Raw genomic sequence first — 19,433 nt, forward strand, 5'->3', positions numbered from 1 at the left:
CCGGACGGTCAGGCCCCGCGACGGCGCGTGGTCCGGCCGACGTTGCGCATCTTCGCACCCTGCGGCATGGGGCCCTTCGGCATCGCCGGTCCGGAGCCTCCGCGAGCCTTCAACGCGGCCAGGCGGCCTTCCAGCGCGTCCATGCGCTTGCGGTCGATGTTGCTCGGCAGTTTGCGGATGTGCCGCTCCAACTTCGCGAGCGGGATCTGGCCCTCGTCGTCGCCGACGATGATCTCGTAGATGGGGGTGTCGCCGACGACACGCGCCGCCTTCTTCTTCTCCTGCGCGACGAGGGGCTTGACCCGGCTCGGGGAGCCCTCGCCGACGAGGATCACGCCGGGCTTGCCGATGACGCGGTGCACGGCGTCGAGATGCGAGGTGCCGGTGACGGCCTGTTGGACGCGCCACTGGCCGCGAATGTTGCTCAGGGCCCAGCCTGCGGCGCCCGGCTGCCCTTCAGCCTTCTTGAACACGCTCTTCTGCACGCGGCGACCGAACAGGACGAACGACAACAGCACACCGAGGACCACGCCGAGCGGGATCATCAACCAGATGCTCCCGAGGGCCATGCCGATCAGCGCGAAGACGAGCGTCGAAACCACGATGGTGCCGACCATCAGCGGAATGAGGAGCTTGTCCTCCTTCCGCTGCATCTGGAACGCCTGCCAGATCTGTTGCCTGCGTTCTTTGCTCGCTGCCTTGCGGGCCACCTTCGCTGCGGCCTTCGCCTCTTTGCTCGACTTGTCTTGCGCCTTCGCCATGGGTGCCAGTCTACGGTGCTCGCGGACGGCGTCAGCGCGGTGTGCACCGCGGTGGAACGGCACCGTTCACCCGAACGACGAACCGCCGTCGATCCGAGCGGATCGACGGCGGTTCGCGAGGTGGCGTAGTGCGGTCAGCGGGCCATCCGTGCGAGCACGGACGAGGCCTCCTGGGAGGCGGTGCCTGCCTGCGCCAGGTGCGCGAGCTCGGGCGCCAGTTCGCGGCCGTGACGTGCCATCGCCTGCGCGTAGAGGCGACCGGCGCGGTACGACGACCGCACCAGCGGACCGGCCATGACGCCGGCGAAGCCGATCTCCTCGGCGTACTGCGAGTGCTCGACGAACTCCTCCGGCTTCACCCAACGATCGACCGGATGGTGACGGACCGACGGCCGCAGGTACTGGGTGATGGTGACGATGTCGCAGCCGGCGTCGTGCAGATCGCGCAACGCCGAGCGGATCTCCTCGGGCGTCTCGCCCATGCCGAGGATGAGGTTCGACTTGGTGACGAGACCGAAGTCGCGGGCCCGGGTCAGGACCTCCAGCGACCGCTCGTAGCGGAACGCGGGACGGATGCTCTTGAAGATCCGCGGCACCGTCTCGAGATTGTGCGCCAGCACTTCCGGACGGGACTCGAAGACCTCGTCGAGCAGGTCGGGCTTCGCATGGAAGTCGGGGATCAAGTTCTCGACGCCGGTGCCGGGATTGAGCTCGTGGATCTTCCGGACCGTCTCGGCGTACAGCCACGCGCCCTCGTCGGGGAGATCGTCGCGGGCCACGCCGGTGATGGTGGAATAGCGCAGTCCCATGGACTGCACCGACTCGGCGACGCGACGCGGCTCGTCGCGATCCAGGGGATCGGGCTTACCGGTGTCGATCTGGCAGAAGTCGCAGCGGCGGGTGCACTGTCCGCCGCCGATCAGGAACGTCGCCTCGCGGTCTTCCCAGCACTCATAGATATTGGGGCAGCCGGCTTCCTCGCACACCGTGTGCAGGCCTTCGCTGCGGACGAGCCCCTTGAGTTCGGTGTACTCCGGGCCCATGGTGGCGCGCGTCTTGATCCACTTCGGCTTGCGCTCGATCGGCGTCTGCGCATTCCGGACTTCGAGCCGGAGGAGTTTGCGGCCTGTCGGCGCGTCGGCGGGGCTGGAGGGAGCGGGTTGGGCGGGCGTGGTGGTCACTGCACAGATCCTACGTTGGTTGTTTCGATGGCCTCATCGGTCGAGGTCAGAGCGTCTGCGGAATGCGACGCGGGGCCGGCGACGTCGTCGAGGCAGGTTTGAACGAGTTCGATCACGTCGTCGATCACGTCGACGACGGCGATCGGGGCGGCGGACTCCTTCGCGATGGACGTGACGCCGGCGTCTGCGATGCCGCACGGCACGATCGCGTCGAAGACGGTCATGTCGGGATCGACGTTGAGGGCGAAGCCGTGGAGGGTCACGCCCTTGGCCACACGGATGCCGATCTGGCCGAGCTTCCGTTCGCCTGCAGCGTCGCGCAGCCAGACGCCGGACCGGCCGTCGATGCGACCGGTGGCGACGCCCTTGCGCGCGCAGACACGGATGAGGGCCTCTTCCAGGCGGCGAACGTAATCGACGACGTCGAGCGGTTCGGCGAGTTTGACGATCGGGTAGCCGACGAGTTGGCCGGGCCCGTGCCAGGTGATCCGTCCGCCGCGGTCGACGTCGATGACCGGGGCGCCGTTGACGGGGCGGTCGGAGTCCTCGGTGCGTTTGCCCGCGGTGTAGGTGGACGGGTGCTCGAGCAGCAGCATCACGTCGTGGTCCAACGCGCCGGTCGCGCGTTCTTCGGCCAGGCGATGCTGCAACTCGTAGGCCTCGAGGTAGTCGACTGTTCCCAGTCGACGGACTTCGATCGGTGCGCCGTCGGCGCGCGACGATGCGTTACGCACAGCTGTACTCCAGTGCAGATGAGAGATTCGGGTGAAGGTGGGTGAATCCGTGCTCAACGAGTCGGGTGGGCACCACGCGGGAGGACGCGAGGATCATCTCGTCGACCATCTCGCCGCCGACCTTCCGGGCCACCGCGGCGGGCACCCGCATGAGCGCGGGCCGATGAACGGCGCGTGCCAGCGTGTCAGAGAACTCGGTGAATCGGACGGGTTCGGGCGCGGTGAGGTTCACCGGGCCGGAGACGGTCGTGTCGGTGAGCACGTGCGTGATGGCGCGGATCTCGTCGGGCAGGCTGATCCATGAGAACCACTGCCGGCCATTGCCTAAGCGGGCGCCCAGTCCGAGTCGATAGAGCGGACGCAACCGCGCCAGGAGCCCGCCGCTGCGGGAGAGAACCGGCGCGGTGCGGAGGGTGACGACGCGGGCTTCCTTGCCCGCGGGCGCCGTCGCGGCCTCCCAGTCGACGACCAGGTCGGCGAGGAACCCGCTCCCGTGCGGTGCGGACTCGTCGACGGCGGTCTCGCCGGTGTCGCCGTAGAAGCCGGTGGCGCTGGCCGAGATGAACGTGCCGACACGTGCCGCGGCGGCCGCGTCGGCCAGGATAGTGGTCGGGATGATCCGGGAGTTGCGCAGGCGCTGCTTCATCTGGCCGCTCCAGCGGTGCGCCCCGATGTTCTCGCCACCGAGGGCGATCACGGCGTCGAAGCCGTCGAGCGATCGGGGGTCGAGGCCGGACTCCGCGGGTGACCAGGCGATTTCGCGCCCGGTGGTCGGGGCACGACGCACCAGTGTGTGGACGTCGTGCCCCGCCTCCGTGAGTGCGGGAACCAGGGCCGAACCGATCAGCCCGTGGCTGCCCGCAACCGCTATTCGCATGTCCGGTGCTTTACAGCCCCAGGTCGGCGGCGAACTCGGCGTTCTCCAGGCGATGACGGACCGTGGTCATGAAACGGCCCGCGTCGGCGCCGTCGATGAGTCGGTGGTCGTAGGTCAGCGGCAGGAACGCCATCGAGCGCGCGGCGATCGATTCGGTGCCGTCGTCGCCGGTCAGAACCACCGGACGCTTGACGATCGCACCCGTGCCGAGCATGGCCGCCTGCGGCGGAACCAGGATCGGGGTGTCGAACAGGGCGCCGTTGCTGCCGATGTTCGTGATGGTGAACGTGCCGCCGGCGAGCTCGTCGGGCTTGAGGTTGCCGGAGCGAGCGCGGTCGGCGATGTCGGCGATGGCGCGGGCCAGACCGGCCAGCGACAGGTTGTCGGCATTGTGGATCACCGGCGAGAGGAGGCCCTGCGGGGTGTCGACGGCGATGCCGAGGTGCACGTCCGCGTGGTAGGTGATCTCCTTGGCTTCCTCGTTGATCGACGCGTTCACGTTCGGGTGAACCTTCAGCGCCTCGACGACGGCCTTGGCGAAGAACGGAAGGAACGTCAGGTTGACGCCCTCGGCCGCGCGGAACGAAGCCTTGGCCGCGGTGCGGAGCTGCGCGATCCGGGTCATGTCGACCTCGTGGACCTGCGTGAGCTGAGCGCTCGTCTGCAGCGACTCGCGAGTCTTGGCCGCGGTGATCTGGCGGATGCGGTTGATCTTCTGCGTGGTGCCGCGCAGTGCGTCCAGCTCCGGGCTGGCAGCGGCGGGTGCCGCCGGTGCCGCGGCAGGCGCCGGTGCGGAGGGAGCCGGTGCGGCAGCCGCCGGAGCGGACTTGGCCTCGGCCGCGGCGAGCACGTCCTGCTTGCGGATGCGGCCGCCGACGCCGGTGCCCTTGACGGTCGCGAGATCGATGCCGTTCTCGGCGGCGAGCTTGCGAACGAGCGGGGTCACGTACGGGGTCGACTGAAGCTCACCGGCGTCGGCTGCGGGAGCGGCCGGTGCAGGAGCGGCGGGTGCCGGTGCTGCGGGTGCGGGCGTCGGAGCCGGTGCGGGCGCCGCGGCGGCGGGTGCGGGAGTCGGCTCGGGAGCGGGTGCCGGAGCGGCGGGCTCGGGAGTCGCGGGCGCTGCCGGGGCCGCGGCGGCGGTGCTCGGGTCGCCGATCACGGCCAGACGGCCGCCGACCTCGACGACGTCGTCTGTGGCGGCCAGGATCTCGAGAAGCACACCGGCGGTGGGTGACGGGATCTCGGTGTCGACCTTGTCGGTGGAGACTTCGACGAGCGGCTCGTCGACGGCGACGGTGTCGCCGATCTCCTTGAGCCAGTTGGTCACCGTGCCTTCGGTGACGGACTCGCCGAGCGCAGGCATCACGACGTCGACGCCGCTGGCGGCGGGGGCCGCGGCGGCCGGTGCGGGAGCAGCAGGCGCTGCCGGCTCAGGGGCCGCGGCGGCCGGTGCCGGAGCGGCGGGCTCGGGTGCGGCTGCGGGCTCGGGAGCGGTAGCGGGCTCATCTGCGGCAGGTGCGGCTTCGCCCGCCTCGCCGATCAGAGCGAGCTGACCGCCGACCTCGACGACGTCGTCCTCGACGGCGACAATCTTGACCAGCACACCCGCGACGGGCGACGGAATCTCCGTGTCGACCTTGTCTGTGGAGACCTCGAGCAGGGGTTCGTCGACAGCAACGGTGTCGCCTTCCTGCTTCAGCCATTGGGTGACGGTTCCCTCGGTGACGCTCTCGCCCAATGCGGGCATCTCGACAGAGAAGGCCATTTTGTGTGTGACTCCCTAACAAATTCGTGAACTGTGCTGTTCGGTCGATCGGTCGGTGCGGTGTGTGGTCGTGCCCCGGCGTGCGTGTGCCGGCGCCCGTGATTTCGGCCGGGTGAGCCGACGCTCGTGAGTTAGCCTACTCCCAAACTCCGCGGCGTCTGTGGCAGTCCGGTGAACCTTGGAATGCGGTGAAGGTCACTGTGAGCAAGCGGAATAAAGTGCCCGGCAGCACTGGTCATTCGCTCTGTCCGGCGATGTCTTCGATGACGGCGACGATGGTGCGGACCGGGACGCCGGTTCCGCCCTTGCCGGTGTAGCCCCACGGGCCGCCGGTGTTGAACGCCGGGCCCGCCACGTCGATGTGCGCCCAGTCGAGGCCTTCGGTCACGAACTCGCGGAGGAACATCGCCGCCGAGAGCATGCCGCCCCACCGATGATTGGTGACGTTGGCAAGGTCGGCGACACGGGAGTCGAGATCGCTACGGAGTTCGGCGGGCAGCGGCATCGGCCAGCCGTTCTCGCCGACCGACTGGGAGATCGCGGCGACGCGGTCGCGGAAGTCGTCGGTGCCGAGGACGCCGGGGGTCCGGGTGCCGAGGGCCACCATCTGCGCGCCGGTGAGGGTGGCCGTGTCGATCAGGAAATCGGGCTCGTCCTCGCAGGCGCGGACGATCGCGTCGGCGAGGATGAGGCGGCCTTCGGCGTCGGTGTTGAGAACCTCGACGGTGGTGCCGCCGTACTGGGTGAGGACGTCGCCCGGACGCTGTGCGGTGTCCGACGGCATGTTCTCGGCCATCGGAACGGTCGCGATGACGGTGACAGGGACATCGAGCCGGGCGGCCGCGATCGTCGAGGCGATCACCGCGGCGGCGCCGCCCATGTCGGAGGTCATGTGGTCCATGCCTGCGGCGGGCTTGATCGAGATGCCACCGGTGTCGAAGGTGATGCCCTTGCCGACGAGTGCGACGGTCCGCTCGGCGTTCTTCACCTCGTGCGTCAGTCGGACCAGGCGCGGTTTGCGCGACGAGCCCTGACCGACGCCCACGATGCCGCCGTAGCCCGCCTTCGCGAGTTCCACGTCGTCGAGGATCTCCACGCGCAGCCCGGCCTTGCTGGCGAGGACGCGCGCACGGTCGGCGAACTCGGCGGGGAACAGGATGTTCGGCGGAGTGTTCACGAAGTCGCGAGCGATGGCGACCGAGTCGGCGACGATCAGCGCGTGGTCGAGGTCGGCCTTCGCCTGCTTGGTCTTGGCGTCGACGGCGAGGAGCACGGTGGTCGGCGGCAGCTTCTGCGGGCGCGACTTGCCGCTGCGGACCTCGTCGTAGCGGTAGGCGCCGAGGTAGGCGCCTTCGGCAGCGGCGCCGAGGTCGGCCTCGGACAGCGTGGTGACCACCCTGGCCGAACCCTCGAGCGCTCGGATCGCGGACCCGGCGGCCTGCCGGACCTTCTCCGCGTCGTCGAGGTTCGACGCCTCGCCGAGGCCGACGGCCAGGACGATCTGAACCGGCAGTGCGGCGGGCGCCGGGATCTTCGTGATCTCGCCCGCCGAACCCCGCGCACCGAGCGCACTCAGGTTCGTGGAGATCTGCTCGGCGGCGTCGTCGTCGAGGAAGTCGTTCACCAGCAGGAGGGACGGAGCATCGTCGCCGTCACCGTCGGCGGCGATCAGTCCGACGACCAAGGCGTCGTCGTCGCTGGAGAGTCCGGTGGTCAGGTCGATGCGGGGACCGCGGACGCGGTCGGAGAAGTCGTTGGCACTCACGCCTTTCAACTCTGCCACAGGAGGGGTTGGGGCGGTCTGGGAACTCGAGGCGTAGGGGCGATACCGTATCGGGCATGACTGAACTGCTCGCCGGACCGATCGCCGACCGTCACGCCGCCCTGGGCGCCTCCTTCGCCGAGTTCGGCGGATGGAACATGCCCGTCTCGTACGCGGGGACCGTCGCCGAGCACAATGCGGTCCGCGCGGCCGTCGGACTCTTCGACGTCAGCCATCTCGGCAAGGCCCTGGTCACGGGGCCGGGCGCCGCCGACTTCGTCAACCGAACCCTCACCAACGACATCCGAAAGATCACGCCGGGGAAAGCGCAGTACACGCTGTGCTGCAACGAGACCGGCGGCGTCATCGACGATCTGATCACCTATCTGGTCAGCGACGACGAGGTGTTCCTGATCCCGAACGCGGCCAACACCCCCGCAGTGATCGCGGCGCTGCAGGCCGTGGCGCCGGACGACATCACCATCACCGACCTGCACCGCGAGTACGCGGTCTTCGCGGTACAGGGACCGAAGTCGACCGAGGTCCTCACCGCGCTCGGGCTGCCGACCGAGATGGAGTACATGGCGTTCGCCGACGCGACCATCACCGTCGGCGGCGCCGACGTCGAGCTGCGGGTCTGCCGGACCGGTTACACCGGTGAGCACGGCTACGAGGTGCTGCCCGCATGGAACGACGCGGGCGCGGTCTTCGACGCCCTGCTGGCCGAGGTCACCGCACGCGGTGGCCAGCCTGCCGGACTCGGCGCCCGCGACACGCTGCGCACCGAGATGGGGTACGCGCTGCACGGCCACGAGTTGAGCGTCGACATCACGCCGGTACAGGCGCGGACGTCGTGGGCCGTCGGCTGGGACAAGCCGGCGTTCTTCGGCCGCGACGCGCTCGTCGCCGAGCGCGAGGCGGGTCCGGCGCGGCGCCTGTACGGGCTCTCGGCGACCGGCCGTGGCGTGCCGCGCGCCGACTGCACGGTGCATGCCGAAGCCGACGGACCGGCCATCGGCGTCTGCACCTCGGGAACGTTCTCGCCGACGCTGAAGCAGGGCGTGGCGCTGGCGTTCATCGACGCTGCGTCCGGCGTCAAGAAGGGCGACGAGGTGATCGTCGACGTCCGCGGGCGCGCGCTGACCTGCACTGTCGTGCTGCCGCCGTTCGTGAAGACCAACGTGTAATTTCCGACTCGGCGCCGGGGCGGGAAACCCGGTTGTGCTCCGGCGGTAACATACTCGCATGACCTTGGAGTTCACCCGTACCGAGCATCCGCATCCGGTGTCGGAGAACCGTCGCGCCGAGATCCTCGCCGCGCCGGGCTTCGGCAACTACTTCACCGATTACATGGTGTCGGTAGATTTCGACCGTGAGCGCGGATGGCACCGGCCCCGTGTGACGCCGTACGGTCCGATCGCGCTCGACCCGGCGGCCATGGTTCTGCACTACGCGCAGGAGATCTTCGAGGGGCTCAAGGCCTACCGTCAGCCGGACGGCTCCATCGCCGCGTTCCGCCCCGAGGCCAACGCCGCGCGCTTCAACAACTCCGCACGCCGACTGGCGATGCCGGAGATCCCCGAAGAGGACTTCCTGGGCTCATTGCGGGCCCTCCTGGAGGCTGACAACGAATGGGTGCCCGCAGCGGGCGGCGAGGAGTCGCTCTACCTGCGTCCCTTCATGTTCGCCTCGGAGGCGAGCCTCGGCGTCCGGCCGTCGGACACGTATCTGTACTCGTTGATCGCCTCGCCCGCCGGTGCGTACTTCAAGGGCGGTCTCAAGCCCGTCAGCGTGTACCTGTGCACCGAGTACGTGCGCGCGACGCCCGGCGGGACCGGCGATGCCAAGTTCGGCGGCAACTACGCCGCATCGCTCCTCGCGCAGGCGCAGGCGGCGGAGAAGGGCTGCGACCAGGTGGTCTGGCTCGACGCCTTGGAGCACCGCTACATCGAGGAGATGGGCGGGATGAACCTGTTCTTCGTCTTCGGGTCGGGCGACGACGCACTGTTGGTCACGCCGGAACTGACCGGTTCGCTGCTGCCCGGAATCACCCGCGACTCGCTGCTCACCCTCGCCGCTGATGCGGGTTACAAGACCGATGAGCGTCGGATCTCGGTCGACGAACTCCGACAGGGTGTCGAGAACGGCGACGTCACCGAGGTGTTCGCGTGCGGTACCGCCGCGGTGATCACCCCGGTCGGTCGCGTCCAGAGCGACACGCACGACTACACGGTGAACGATGAGAAGACCGGGCCGGTGACCCAGGCGCTTCGTGACACCCTCACCGGACTGCAGCGCGGCACGGTCGAAGACAAGCACGGTTGGATGACCACGCTGTACCCGGCGCCGTAGCCGAAAGCCGGGGCGGCATCGTCTCGCGTCCTAGGGATCGATATCGGTAGCTCCGTGCCGTGAAGGCCAGAAATGGCTGAGTTGAGCCGCTCCGAGCGGTCCAACTCGGCCTTCCTTCTGGTGCGCGGCGCAAGACAGTGCCCTACACCAGCAGTCCGAGGGCGGTGAGCACCGCGGACAGCTCGATCGTCGCGCCGATCACGTCGCCGGTCACACCGCCCGTCCGGCGGGCGCAGTGGCGACTGAACCCCCACGCGAACGCCAGCACGACGACGACGGTGACGGCCGCTCGGATCGCGGCGGCCGGGGAGTCGACGAGGCCCAGCGCCGCGGCTGCGCCCACGGCGACGGTCGACCACACCGCGATCGACCACTGCTGCGTCCCGGCGACGAGCGCCCCGAATCCGTTCGCATTGGCCGCGGACAGTCCGTGCCGACAGACGATCGGCACGGTGGCACGGCTGACGAAGACGACGAGCGCGATCGCGGTCCAGCGGGCGTCGCCGATCAACGCGCCGATGGCGAGTGCCTGCCCGACAAGCACCAGTACCAGCGTCGCCGCGCCGAAGGGGCCGACGTCGCCGCTGCGCATGATCGCGCGGACCCGATCCGGATCGCCGTAACTGCCCAGTCCGTCGACGGTGTCGGCGAGTCCGTCCACGTGCATGCCCCGTGTCGCCAGAGCGAGCAATGCCACCACCACGACGCCGTCGAGTGCGGTGGGCAGCCCGGTGCGGGCGAGCCCGACAGCGGCCGCCGCCGCCAGTGCGCCGAGGACCAGACCGACCACCGGGACCGCCGCGACGACAGTGGCGGCCCGCCGTCGGTCGAACTCGCCGCGAGGCTGGGGGAGTGGCGCGACCGTCAGCCAGGTGAAGGCGTCGTGCAGACCGCGCAGCGCCCGCATGCCGACTACTGGCCGTCGCTGACGCCGGCTTCGCCGAAGGTCGCCATCTCGGTGAGGATGTCGATCGACGACGCCACCAGGGGCAGCGCAGCCGCGGCCCCGGTGCCTTCGCCGAGCCTCATCGACAGGTCGAGAATCGGGGTGAGGCCGAGGTCGTCGAGCGCGAAGCGGTGCGCGGGTTCGGTCGAGAGATGTCCGGCCTGCCACCACGACGACGCACCCGGCGCCATTCGATGGGCGATGAGCGCGGCCGACGCGGTGATGACGCCGTCGATCAATGCGGGGGTCTTGCGCACCGCGGATTGGGCGAGGAACCCGGCCATCGCTGCGATGTCGGCGCCCGCGACGGCAGCGAGCAGCGCGAGCGGCTCATTGCGGTAGCGGCGGGCGTGCCGCATGCCGTCGCGGATGGCGGCGGTCTTGCGGATCCATCGGGCGTCGTCGATCCCGGTTCCGCGGCCCACCACGACCACCGGTTCGCGATCGGTGAGAGTGCCGATGAGGACCGAGGCGGGAGTCGTGTTCCCGATGCCCATGTCTCCGGCGATGAGCAGGTCGGCGCCGGTATCGACGAGTTGATCGGCCATCGCGCGGCCCGCGGCGACCGCCTGGCGCGCCTCGGCGATGGTCAACGATTCGCCCCGACGCAGGTCACCGCTGCCCGAGCGGACCTTGTACCGCGATACGTGGGGGTCGGTGTCGGCGGCGACCGCCATGTCGAGGACGTGCACCGCGGCGCCTGCGCGGCGTGCGAGGACGTTGATCGCTGCGCCGCCGGCGGCGATGTTCGCGACCATCTGCGCGGTCACCTCGGGCGGATAGGCGGACACCCCGTCGGTCGCGACCGCGTGGTCACCGGCGAAGACGACGACGGCCGGCGCCGTCAGTCGGCGAGGAGGGCACACGCCCTGGCACGAGCTCATCCACACGCCGAGGTCCTCGAGCCGTCCGAGCGACAAGGGCGGCTTGGTCAGCTGTGTCTGCCTGAGCCGGGCCTCCTCGACGATCCGGTGATCGGGGAGTTCGACCGTGGGGAACACCTCGGCGTCGACGGCCGACAGTTCGACGGCGGGAAGTTCGGCGGCGGCAATATCGACTGCGGCGGCCGACGCAGGGACCTCGGATGCCGGAGGCCCGGGCGGAGTGGTCACCGACGGGGTGATCACCGGCGCCGGGACCACGGGCGCGTGGACGGCAGGCGCGGGCGTCTCGAGGGTCGGCCGCGCTGCGGGGCCGGAGGTCGTGGCGGCGGGCAGGTCCAGTGCTCGTCCGGCGACCACCAGGGTCACCGTGTCGCAGACGGCCGCGACCGCGGTGTTGAGTCGCCCGAGTTCATCGGCGAACCGACGACCCGCCGCGGTCTCCGGGACCACGGTGAGACCCACCTCGGGACTGACGATCGCCAGGTCGCCGCGGAAGTCGGCGATCGCCGCGCACACGGCGTCGATCTCATCGCCGAGATCGACGGTGTCGTCGTTCCAGGCGCCGGTAGCGTCGAGTCGGGCGGTCAGCCACATGCCGAGATCGTCGATCAGCGTCGCGGCGGCGGGCGCATCGCGCAGCTGTCCGACGAGATCACGGGACTCGACGGTGCGATACCGCGCGTCCCGCCGATCACGATGGGCGTCGATCCGTCGCCTCCACGACGGGTCGCCGTCGGCGTCACCGGTCGCGATGTAGCGGACCGCGGTCGATGCGGCGAGGAGGCCTTCGGCGTGCGCCGACTTGCCTGAGCGGATCCCGCCGAGGACCAGTGCGCGCACCCGCTAGACCTTGTCGCCGGGCTTGTACTGCGGCCGCGGCGCACGCATCATGCGCAGCTGCATGGCACGCGTGAAGGAGTACCAGCCGAGGCGGAACCCGGTGTCGGAGGTCTCCGGGTAACGCTCGCGGACCCGACGGTTCACCATTCGCCCGAGGTAGAGCGAGTCGATGATGACGAACAGCACGAAGACCAACAGGACCAAGTTTCCGATCACTGCAAGGTTCGGCACCATCAGCACCACGAGCAGGAAGATCGCGAACGGCAGGAACAGGCCGGCGAAGTTGCGGCGGGAGTCGACGATGTCGCGCGCCATCTTACGGACCGGGCCGCGGTCGCGGGCGACCATGTACTTCTCGTCGCCCGACATCATCTTCTCGCGCTGGTCGAGCCGGACGCGCTTGCGCTCGGCCGACACCTCCTTGCGCTCGGCCTTGGTCATCGACGCACGCAGCGACTTCTTCCGTGCCCGTGCCTCTGCCCGGGTGGCGGGCGGCGCGGTCATCGGCGCGCGCTTGCGCTCGGCGTCGCGCCGCTTCGGCGTGGGACGACCCTTGCCGGGCGTTGTGGCTCCGGATCCCGGGGACTTGTCAGCAGTCTCCGCGGCCGTCGTCTCGGCCGCAGTCGTCTCCTCCGGCGCGTCGTCAGCGTTCTTGTCGGCGTCGGATTTCCAAGGCAACTTCACACCTCAAGACTATTCGATCTGTCCGCGCGACCCGGCACCGGGCAACGGCCCGCCGATACCCTCGACATTGATGATGCAAACGGTGGTGAGACAGGTGGCACAGCGGGTAGTGATCGCCCCGGACGAGTTCGGCGGAACACTGACGGCGCCGGAGGCCGCTCAGGCGATCGCCGACGGGTGGCTGCGCGCCTGTCCCGACGCCGAGGTGAGGCTGCTGCCGCAGTCCGACGGCGGGCCCGGATTCGTCGACGTGCTGGCGGCTGCGGGGATCGGGCGTCTGGTTCCCGTCGCCGCGGTGGGCCCGCTCGGCGGTCCAGTGGCGGGGAACCTGCTCCTCGACGAGGACACCGTCTACCTGGAGTCTGCTCAGTTCTGCGGCCTGCACCTCATCGCAGCGCCCGGACCAGACTCGCGTACCGCGTGGGAGGCGAGCACAGATGGGCTCGGCATGGCGTTGGACGCGGCGGTCGCCGCCGGAGCGCGGCGGATCGTCGTCGGACTGGGCGGCAGCGCGACCACCGACGGCGGTCGTGGGGCGTGCGAGGCGCTCGGCGGATGGGATCGAACCCGCGAACGTCTGCGCGGCGTCGACCTGGTCGCCGCGACCGACGTGACGAATCCGCTGCTCGGACCAACCGGGGCGGCTGCGGTCTTCGGGCCGCAGAAGGGCGCGGATCCGCAGACCGTCCGCCGTCTGGAGGAACGACTCGCAGCGTGGGCCGCCACAATGGCGCACGACGGCCCACCGATCGTTCATGAAGCGGGCGCGGGCGCGGCGGGCGGACTCGGCGCTTTCCTTCTTGCGCTCGGCGGTCGACGTCGTGCCGGTGCGGCCGTCGTCGCGGAGGCGACCCGGCGCGCGGAGCAGATCGCGGCCGCGGATGTGGTGGTGACCGGCGAAGGCCGATACGACGCGCAGACAGCCTTCGGCAAGGTGGCCGCGGCGGTCGCCGCCGATGCTGCGACAGCCGGTGTCGACGTACTGGTCATTGCAGGTCAGGTCACCGACGACGCTGATATCCCCGGAGTGGTCGCGGTGCACTCGATGACTGCCTATGCGGGGTCGGTGCAGCAGGCGATGAAGCGACCGCGGTCCGTGCTGACACAAGTGGCGGAGTCCGTCGCGCGCGAGTGGGATTCGACACGCGGCAAAGTCGAGGGCGGGATGCGGGAATAGGGGCCTTGCGAGTACCGTTGAGCCTGTTGGTCGCCAGAAACGGAACTCGAGTCCGGTCTGCGCGCCATCGACAACGTATCTGGTCGCCCGGAAAGCGAAGCGGCCGGCGACACGAGGAGTGCTCATGACCGTTCAGAACGAAACCGACACCGGTGTCCTGCTGACTGACGCCGCCGCCTCCAAGGCGAAGGCGCTGCTCGACCAGGAGGGTCGCGACGACCTGGCCCTGCGCATCGCAGTCCAGCCGGGTGGCTGCGCTGGTCTGCGCTACCAGCTGTTCTTTGACGACCGGAGCCTCGACGGCGATGTGATGTCGGACTTCGGCGGCGTCAAGCTCGCCGTCGACCGGATGAGCGCACCCTACGTGCAGGGCGCCACCATCGACTTCGTCGACAGCATCGAGAAGCAGGGCTTCACGATCGACAACCCGAACGCGACCGGCAGCTGCGCCTGCGGCGACTCGTTCAACTGAGTCCTGGCGCGCCAGTCGACCACTGCTTCGACGGCCGCGATCCCGCCCGACCCTGAGTCGGTGCACGGGGTCGCGGCCGTCGTGGTTTTCCGGGTCAGTACCGTTGGACAGATGTTTATCGCCGTGTGCGGGTCCCTCGCGACCGATCATCTGATGAAGTTCTCTGGCAAGTTCTCCGAGCAGCTGGTCGCCGACCAGTTGGAACACATCTCGTTGAGCTTCCTCGTGGAAGACCTCGTCGTGCACCGGGGCGGTGTCGGCGGAAACATCGCCTACGCGATCGGTGTCCTCGGTGAGAAACCCTTGCTGATCGGCGCCGCGGGCTCCGACTTCGATGACTACGAGCGGTGGCTCGCAGGCAACGGCGTCGACTGCCGCGGCGTGTCCCGGTCCACCACCCAGCACACCGCACGCTTCATGTGCACCACCGATGAGACCATGGCGCAGCTCGCCAGCTTCTACGCGGGCGCGATGAGCGAAGCGCGCGACCTCGATCTCGCCGCCTTGTTCGCCGACACCGGGCGCCCCGACCTGGTCTTGATCGGCGCCGACGACCCCGACGCGATGGTCCGGCACACCCGTTTCTGCCGCGAGCAGGACATTCCGTTCGCCGCAGATCCGTCACAGCAGCTGGCGCGGCTCGACGGCGACGCCGCCCGCGACCTCATCGACGGCGCCACCTACCTGTTCACCAACGAGTACGAGTGGGGCCTGCTGCAGCAGAAGACGGGGTTGGACGCCGAACAGGTCGCTGCGATGGTCGGGACCCGGGTCACGACACTCGGTGCAGGCGGCGCCGATGTGATCGAGCGCGACGGCACCGTCACCCACGTCGACGTGGTGCCCGTCGAGACCCAGGTGGATCCGACTGGAGTCGGCGACGGTTTCCGCGCGGGATTCCTCACCGCACTCTCCCGCGGGCTCGGGTACGAGCGGGCCGCGCAGCTCGGCTCCCTGGTCGCCGCCCTGGTCCTGGAGTCGGAATCGACGCAGGGCTGGTCGTGGGATGTGGAGACCGCCGTGCAGCGCCTGACGACGGCGTACGGCGCCGACGCCGCAGCAGAGATCAAGTCGGTCCTGTAACAACGACGACGGCGGGCGGGACGAAGAGATCTCTTCGTCCCGCCCGCCGTCGCGTAGGGGGCCGGAGGCCGGCTACAGCCGGACCGGGTAGTCGCGGTCCTCGATCTTGGGGACGACGGTGCCGTCGACGAAGATGCCGTACCAGAGCATGAAGCAGATGACGGTCCAGATGCGACGGCTGTTGTCGACCTCGCCGCGCCGGTGCTCCTCGAGCATCTGCATCACGAACTGCTTGTTGAAGATGTGATCAGTGTCGGACGTTGCGATGAGTTCCCGCGCCCAGTCGTACATCTCGGTGCCGGCCAACCAGTGGCGCAACGGCACCGGGAATCCGAGCTTGCGGCGGTGCAGCACATGCGGCGGCACGATCTGCTCGAGCGCCTTGCGGAGCGCGTACTTGGTGGTGCCGTGGCTGATCTTCTCCTCGAACGGCAACTGCTCCGCCACCGCGAAGACTTCCTTGTCGAGGAACGGCACGCGCAACTCCAGTGAGTGCGCCATGTTGATCTTGTCGGCCTTCACCAGGATGTCGCCGCGCAGCCAGGTGAACAGATCCAGGTGCTGCATGCGCGTCACCGGGTCCATGCCCTCGCTCATCCGGTAGATCGGCGCGGTCACGTCCTGATGCATCCAGTCCTCACGGAAGGTCCGTAGGACGGTGCGCAGCCGGGCGTCGTCGAAGCTGCGTGCATTCCCGTAGTAGCGATCCTCAAGGGTCAGCGAACCGCGGTGCAGCAGACTCTTGCCCCGCGTGCCCTCGGGAATGCGGTCGGAGATCTTGCCTGCCAGTCGGCGCACACCGCCGGGCAGCTTGTCGAAGGTCGCGAGGGACAGCGGCTCCTTGTAGATCGTGTAACCGCCGAAGAGTTCGTCCGCGCCTTCGCCGGACAGGACCACCTTGACGTGCTTGCGGGCCTCGGCCGCCACGAAGTAGAGCGGGACCAGCGCGGGGTCGGCGACCGGGTCGTCGAGGTACCAGATGATCTGGGGGAGGGCATCGACGAACTCGCGTGGCGACACGACCTTCACGATGTGGCGTGCGCCGATCGCCTCGGCCGACTCGGCGGCGACGTCGACCTCGGAGTATCCGTCCCGCTCGAACCCGGTGGTGAAGGTGATCAGGTCGGGATTGTGTTGGATGGCGAGCGCCGCGATCGCCGTGGAGTCGATGCCGCCGGAGAGGAACGAGCCGACGGTGACGTCGGCCCGCATGTGCTTGGCCACCGAGTCGCGCAACACGTCGGCGATTTCGTCGTACCGCTTCTGCTCGCCGTTCGGTGCGAACGGGCGCACCGGAAAACGCGGCTTGAAGTAGCGCGTCACCGCGGGTGCGACGCCGGGGCGGAGAGTCGCGTAGCAACCGGACTCCAGGCGCGTGATGTTCTTGTGCAGTGTCTCGGGCTCAGGCACGTACTGCAGCACGGTGTAGTGCTCGATCGCGCGGTCGTCGAGTTCACGGTCGAGGCCGAGACGATCGAGCAGTTCCAGGACGCTCTTCTTCTCGCTGCCGAACGCGGTGCCGCGGGCGCTGGTCGCCAGGAACAGCGGTTTGATGCCGAACTGGTCGCGGGCGAGGAACAATTCCTTCTGCTGCGTGTCCCAGATCGCGAAGCCGAACATGCCGCGCAGCTTGGTGAGGACGTCGGCGCCCCAGTAGTGGTACCCGGCGACGATCGACTCGCCGTCGCCCTCGGTCCGGAACGCGGCGTCGAACTCGCGCGACAGTTCGTCGCGGATCTCCAAGTAGTTGTAGATCTCGCCGTTGAAGACCAGTGCGTAGCGTTCCGGGTCCTCGGGCGGGCCCCAGCGCAGCGGCTGGTGCGAGTGCTCGATGTCGATGATCGACAGTCGGTTGAAACCGAAGATCAGGTCGTCGTCGTTCCAGGTGCCGAGGTCGTCGGGGCCGCGGTGCCGCATGCACGTGGCCGCCGATGCGACGAGTTGGGTCGCCGACGACGCGGTGCCGTCGCTGGTCAGCATTCCGAGCAAGCCGCACACGGTGACAGGGCCTCATTTCGCTGGGTCGGGTAGACAGGGTCGAGAAACTGCGGCCGATGCGCGCGGAGCTGCACGCACAAGCCGTTCCACTATGCCGCAGATGCCTGCGATTCCGCGACCGCGCCGCGCCGGACAGGGCGCTCTGCCGTGTTGCTCTGGACGCCTTTGCGCAGGTCATGGAAAATGATCCGGGTAACAGCGGGCCCCAATCACGAACAGTTCGTCGGGTTGGTCTACGCTGCGTAGTACTAGGTGCAAGAATTGCGTCGAGAGTGTGTGGTCTCCCGACGCAGGCCTTGAAGAACAGCTCCCTGCCAGCAGGAAGGCGTGAAATTGACGAACGGTGTACGGCCGTCTGCGCGACGAAGGGGATCGTCGTCGCGCATGATCAAGAGACTGAGCGGCCTCGTGGTCCTGGGCGTCGGTGTGCTGATGACGTCGGGCTGCAGTGCCGAAGAGGCGTTGCGTTTCGGTTGGCCTGAAGGCATCACACCCGAGGGCCAGGATATGCGTACGTTCTGGACCTGGGCGGTCATCGCTGCCTTGGCCATGGGCGTCATCGTGTGGGGCCTGATCTTCTGGACCATCACGTTCCATCGTCGTCGGCCGAACACTGCGCCCGAGGACGAGATTCCGCGCCAGACTGGCTACAACGTCCCGCTGGAGCTCGCCTACACTGCGATCCCGTTCGTGCTGATCGCCGTGATGTTCTACTTCACCGTTGTGGTCCAGAACAAGGTCGAGGCGAAGGAAGACAACCCGGCGGTCGTCGTGGACGTCACCGCCTTCCAGTGGAACTGGAAGTTCGGCTACAACTCGGTCACGATCAACGGCGACCAGCTGGTGAACCCGAAGACCGACTCGAAGAAGGGTGAGCCCTTCGAGGAGCAGATTCCGAAGTACCGCGAGGAAGACGGCGAGCAGGAGCGCATCCTGGGCGCTGCCGGCGGTCGTTCGGCTGATATCCGCGACTACCTCTCGTACGACAAGATCGAGACGCTCGGCACGTCGTCGGAGATTCCGATCCTGGTGCTGCCGACCGACACCCGCATCCAGTTCGATCTGGCTGCTGCGGACGTCATCCACTCGTTCTGGGTTCCGGAGTTCCTGTTCAAGCGCGACGTCATGCCGTTCCCCAAGGAGAACCATCAGGACCCGTCCTTCCAGGTCTCGAAGATCGACCGTGAAGGCGCCTTCGTCGGCCGCTGCGCGGAGATGTGCGGCACGTTCCACGCCATGATGAACTTCGAGATCCGTGCGGTCAGCCCGGAGACCTTCGCGAACTACATCAAGTTCCGCCAGGGCAACCCGGACGCCACCAACGCCCAGGCGCTGCAGGCCGTCTGCCAGACACCTCAGTCGGTGACGACCGTCCCGTTCGACACCCGTCGTGTCTCGAACGGAACGACGCCGAAGGACCTCGGCGACGCCAGCAACACCACGATCCCCAACTGCAAGCCGGAGGTCTAAGCAGCTATGAAGGTCGAAGCACGGATCTTTGAGGCAATCGCTGTCTTCTTCTTCGTGGTCGGAATCATCTACGCCGTCGCCACGTTCTACTACCGCACCGGTGTGGAGTGGGCAGGCGCCACCGCGATGTTCTTCTCCGGTGGCCTGGCTCTGATCGCAGGCACCTACTTCCGGTTCGTTGCACGACGCGTCGAGATCCGCCCCGAGGACTTCGAAGAAGCTGAGATCGAGGACGGAGCCGGCGAGCTCGGTTTCTTCTCGCCGCACAGCTACTGGCCGATCATGATCGCAGGCGCCGCGTCGCTGTTCGCGATCGGTTTCGCGACCTCGAACTGGTGGTTCGCCATCGGCGTCATCCCGGTGATCATCGCCTGCGCCGCAGGCTTGGTCTTCGAGTACCACGTGGGACCTGAGAAGCACTGATCCCAAACAGCTCCGACGAGGCCG

The 19,433-nt window shown here is 68.5% G+C and carries 17 protein-coding genes; 7 read left to right on the forward strand and 10 right to left on the reverse strand.

Annotated elements, in window-relative coordinates:
* Window positions 1-8: 8 nt before the first annotated feature.
* The 6 genes from GH2_RS02580 to GH2_RS02605 all read right to left on the reverse strand — a co-directional run bounded on the left by GH2_RS02580 (window position 9) and on the right by GH2_RS02605 (window position 7,083).
* Window positions 9-761 carry a DUF4191 domain-containing protein gene (locus GH2_RS02580; RefSeq protein WP_066162678.1) on the reverse strand — a complete coding sequence of 251 codons (753 nt, stop codon included), beginning with the start codon at window positions 759-761 and terminating at the stop codon, window positions 9-11.
* A gap of 134 nt (window positions 762-895) precedes the next feature.
* Window positions 896-1,942, reverse strand: coding sequence for a lipoyl synthase (gene lipA / locus GH2_RS02585; RefSeq protein WP_066162681.1), 1,047 nt, complete (start codon window positions 1,940-1,942; stop codon window positions 896-898).
* Window positions 1,939-2,676 carry a lipoyl(octanoyl) transferase LipB gene (gene lipB, locus GH2_RS02590; protein ID WP_066162684.1) on the reverse strand — a complete coding sequence of 246 codons (738 nt, stop codon included), beginning with the start codon at window positions 2,674-2,676 and terminating at the stop codon, window positions 1,939-1,941. Before lipB ends, lipA begins: the two co-directional genes overlap by 4 nt.
* Window positions 2,669-3,553 carry a TIGR01777 family oxidoreductase gene (locus GH2_RS02595; RefSeq protein ID WP_066162686.1) on the reverse strand — a complete coding sequence of 295 codons (885 nt, stop codon included), beginning with the start codon at window positions 3,551-3,553 and terminating at the stop codon, window positions 2,669-2,671. The genes lipB and GH2_RS02595 overlap by 8 nt, the downstream gene beginning before the upstream one ends.
* A 10-nt stretch (window positions 3,554-3,563) precedes the next feature.
* Entirely contained in the window at window positions 3,564-5,318 is a 1,755-nt protein-coding gene (sucB, locus tag GH2_RS02600; protein WP_066162689.1) for a 2-oxoglutarate dehydrogenase, E2 component, dihydrolipoamide succinyltransferase, read from the reverse strand.
* Window positions 5,319-5,553: 235 nt separating this feature from the next.
* The gene (locus tag GH2_RS02605; protein WP_066162692.1) at window positions 5,554-7,083 is read right to left on the reverse strand and encodes a leucyl aminopeptidase; all 1,530 of its coding nucleotides are present in this window, start codon (window positions 7,081-7,083) and stop codon (window positions 5,554-5,556) included.
* Between the two features lie 74 nt (window positions 7,084-7,157).
* Between GH2_RS02605 and gcvT the strand changes: the two genes are divergently transcribed.
* Complete coding sequence (gene gcvT, locus GH2_RS02610; protein ID WP_066162694.1) at window positions 7,158-8,267, forward strand: glycine cleavage system aminomethyltransferase GcvT; 1,110 nt, start codon at window positions 7,158-7,160, stop codon at window positions 8,265-8,267.
* A gap of 58 nt (window positions 8,268-8,325) precedes the next feature.
* Window positions 8,326-9,432, forward strand: coding sequence for a branched-chain amino acid aminotransferase (locus GH2_RS02615; RefSeq protein ID WP_066162697.1), 1,107 nt, complete (start codon window positions 8,326-8,328; stop codon window positions 9,430-9,432).
* 142 nt (window positions 9,433-9,574) lie between these two features.
* Here GH2_RS02615 and GH2_RS02620 read toward each other — a convergent pair whose 3' ends face one another.
* The 3 genes from GH2_RS02620 to GH2_RS02630 are packed head-to-tail and all read right to left on the reverse strand — an operon-like array spanning window position 9,575 to window position 12,786.
* Window positions 9,575-10,339 (reverse strand): adenosylcobinamide-GDP ribazoletransferase, encoded by a 765-nt coding sequence (locus GH2_RS02620; protein ID WP_066162701.1) that lies wholly within the window; start codon window positions 10,337-10,339, stop codon window positions 9,575-9,577.
* Window positions 10,340-10,344: 5 nt separating this feature from the next.
* The gene (gene cobT / locus GH2_RS02625; RefSeq protein WP_066162704.1) at window positions 10,345-12,102 is read right to left on the reverse strand and encodes a nicotinate-nucleotide--dimethylbenzimidazole phosphoribosyltransferase; all 1,758 of its coding nucleotides are present in this window, start codon (window positions 12,100-12,102) and stop codon (window positions 10,345-10,347) included.
* A gap of 3 nt (window positions 12,103-12,105) precedes the next feature.
* Window positions 12,106-12,786 (reverse strand): DUF3043 domain-containing protein, encoded by a 681-nt coding sequence (locus tag GH2_RS02630; protein ID WP_066162706.1) that lies wholly within the window; start codon window positions 12,784-12,786, stop codon window positions 12,106-12,108.
* Window positions 12,787-12,859: 73 nt separating this feature from the next.
* On the opposite strand from GH2_RS02630, the gene GH2_RS02635 reads away from it, so the two are divergent.
* From GH2_RS02635 to GH2_RS02645, 3 genes are all read left to right on the forward strand, one after another.
* Window positions 12,860-13,963, forward strand: coding sequence for a glycerate kinase family protein (locus tag GH2_RS02635; protein WP_066163288.1), 1,104 nt, complete (start codon window positions 12,860-12,862; stop codon window positions 13,961-13,963).
* 124 nt (window positions 13,964-14,087) lie between these two features.
* Window positions 14,088-14,435 (forward strand): HesB/IscA family protein, encoded by a 348-nt coding sequence (locus GH2_RS02640; protein WP_066162710.1) that lies wholly within the window; start codon window positions 14,088-14,090, stop codon window positions 14,433-14,435.
* A 111-nt stretch (window positions 14,436-14,546) separates the two neighbouring features.
* Window positions 14,547-15,518, forward strand: a complete 972-nt coding sequence (locus GH2_RS02645) for a carbohydrate kinase family protein (protein ID WP_066162714.1) — start codon at window positions 14,547-14,549, stop codon at window positions 15,516-15,518.
* 72 nt (window positions 15,519-15,590) lie between these two features.
* Here the strand turns inward: GH2_RS02645 and asnB are convergent, their stop codons facing one another.
* Entirely contained in the window at window positions 15,591-17,516 is a 1,926-nt protein-coding gene (asnB, locus tag GH2_RS02650) for an asparagine synthase (glutamine-hydrolyzing) (protein WP_066162717.1), read from the reverse strand.
* A 384-nt stretch (window positions 17,517-17,900) separates the two neighbouring features.
* Between asnB and ctaC the strand changes: the two genes are divergently transcribed.
* Together ctaC and GH2_RS02660 are read left to right on the forward strand one after the other, a co-directional pair.
* The gene (gene ctaC, locus GH2_RS02655) at window positions 17,901-18,986 is read left to right on the forward strand and encodes an aa3-type cytochrome oxidase subunit II (RefSeq protein ID WP_157085971.1); all 1,086 of its coding nucleotides are present in this window, start codon (window positions 17,901-17,903) and stop codon (window positions 18,984-18,986) included.
* A gap of 6 nt (window positions 18,987-18,992) precedes the next feature.
* Window positions 18,993-19,409 carry a cytochrome c oxidase subunit 4 gene (locus GH2_RS02660; RefSeq protein WP_066162723.1) on the forward strand — a complete coding sequence of 139 codons (417 nt, stop codon included), beginning with the start codon at window positions 18,993-18,995 and terminating at the stop codon, window positions 19,407-19,409.
* Window positions 19,410-19,433 lie beyond the last annotated feature (24 nt).

Origin of the sequence: Gordonia hydrophobica NBRC 16057, from assembly GCF_001592365.1 — a bacterium.
Taxonomy (GTDB): domain Bacteria; phylum Actinomycetota; class Actinomycetes; order Mycobacteriales; family Mycobacteriaceae; genus Gordonia; species Gordonia hydrophobica.

Coding starts and splice junctions, on each gene's coding strand:
- GH2_RS02595 (WP_066162686.1), bottom strand. CDS start 3,553: ATGCGAATAGCGGTTGCGGGCAGCCACGGGCTGATCGGTTCGGCCCTG.
- GH2_RS02620 (WP_066162701.1), bottom strand. CDS start 10,339: ATGCGGGCGCTGCGCGGTCTGCACGACGCCTTCACCTGGCTGACGGTC.
- GH2_RS02635 (WP_066163288.1), top strand. CDS start 12,860: ATGCAAACGGTGGTGAGACAGGTGGCACAGCGGGTAGTGATCGCCCCG.
- GH2_RS02660 (WP_066162723.1), top strand. CDS start 18,993: ATGAAGGTCGAAGCACGGATCTTTGAGGCAATCGCTGTCTTCTTCTTC.
- GH2_RS02645 (WP_066162714.1), top strand. CDS start 14,547: ATGTTTATCGCCGTGTGCGGGTCCCTCGCGACCGATCATCTGATGAAG.
- GH2_RS02615 (WP_066162697.1), top strand. CDS start 8,326: ATGACCTTGGAGTTCACCCGTACCGAGCATCCGCATCCGGTGTCGGAG.
- ctaC (WP_157085971.1), top strand. CDS start 17,901: ATGATCAAGAGACTGAGCGGCCTCGTGGTCCTGGGCGTCGGTGTGCTG.
- GH2_RS02640 (WP_066162710.1), top strand. CDS start 14,088: ATGACCGTTCAGAACGAAACCGACACCGGTGTCCTGCTGACTGACGCC.
- sucB (WP_066162689.1), bottom strand. CDS start 5,318: ATGGCCTTCTCTGTCGAGATGCCCGCATTGGGCGAGAGCGTCACCGAG.
- GH2_RS02580 (WP_066162678.1), bottom strand. CDS start 761: ATGGCGAAGGCGCAAGACAAGTCGAGCAAAGAGGCGAAGGCCGCAGCG.
- gcvT (WP_066162694.1), top strand. CDS start 7,158: ATGACTGAACTGCTCGCCGGACCGATCGCCGACCGTCACGCCGCCCTG.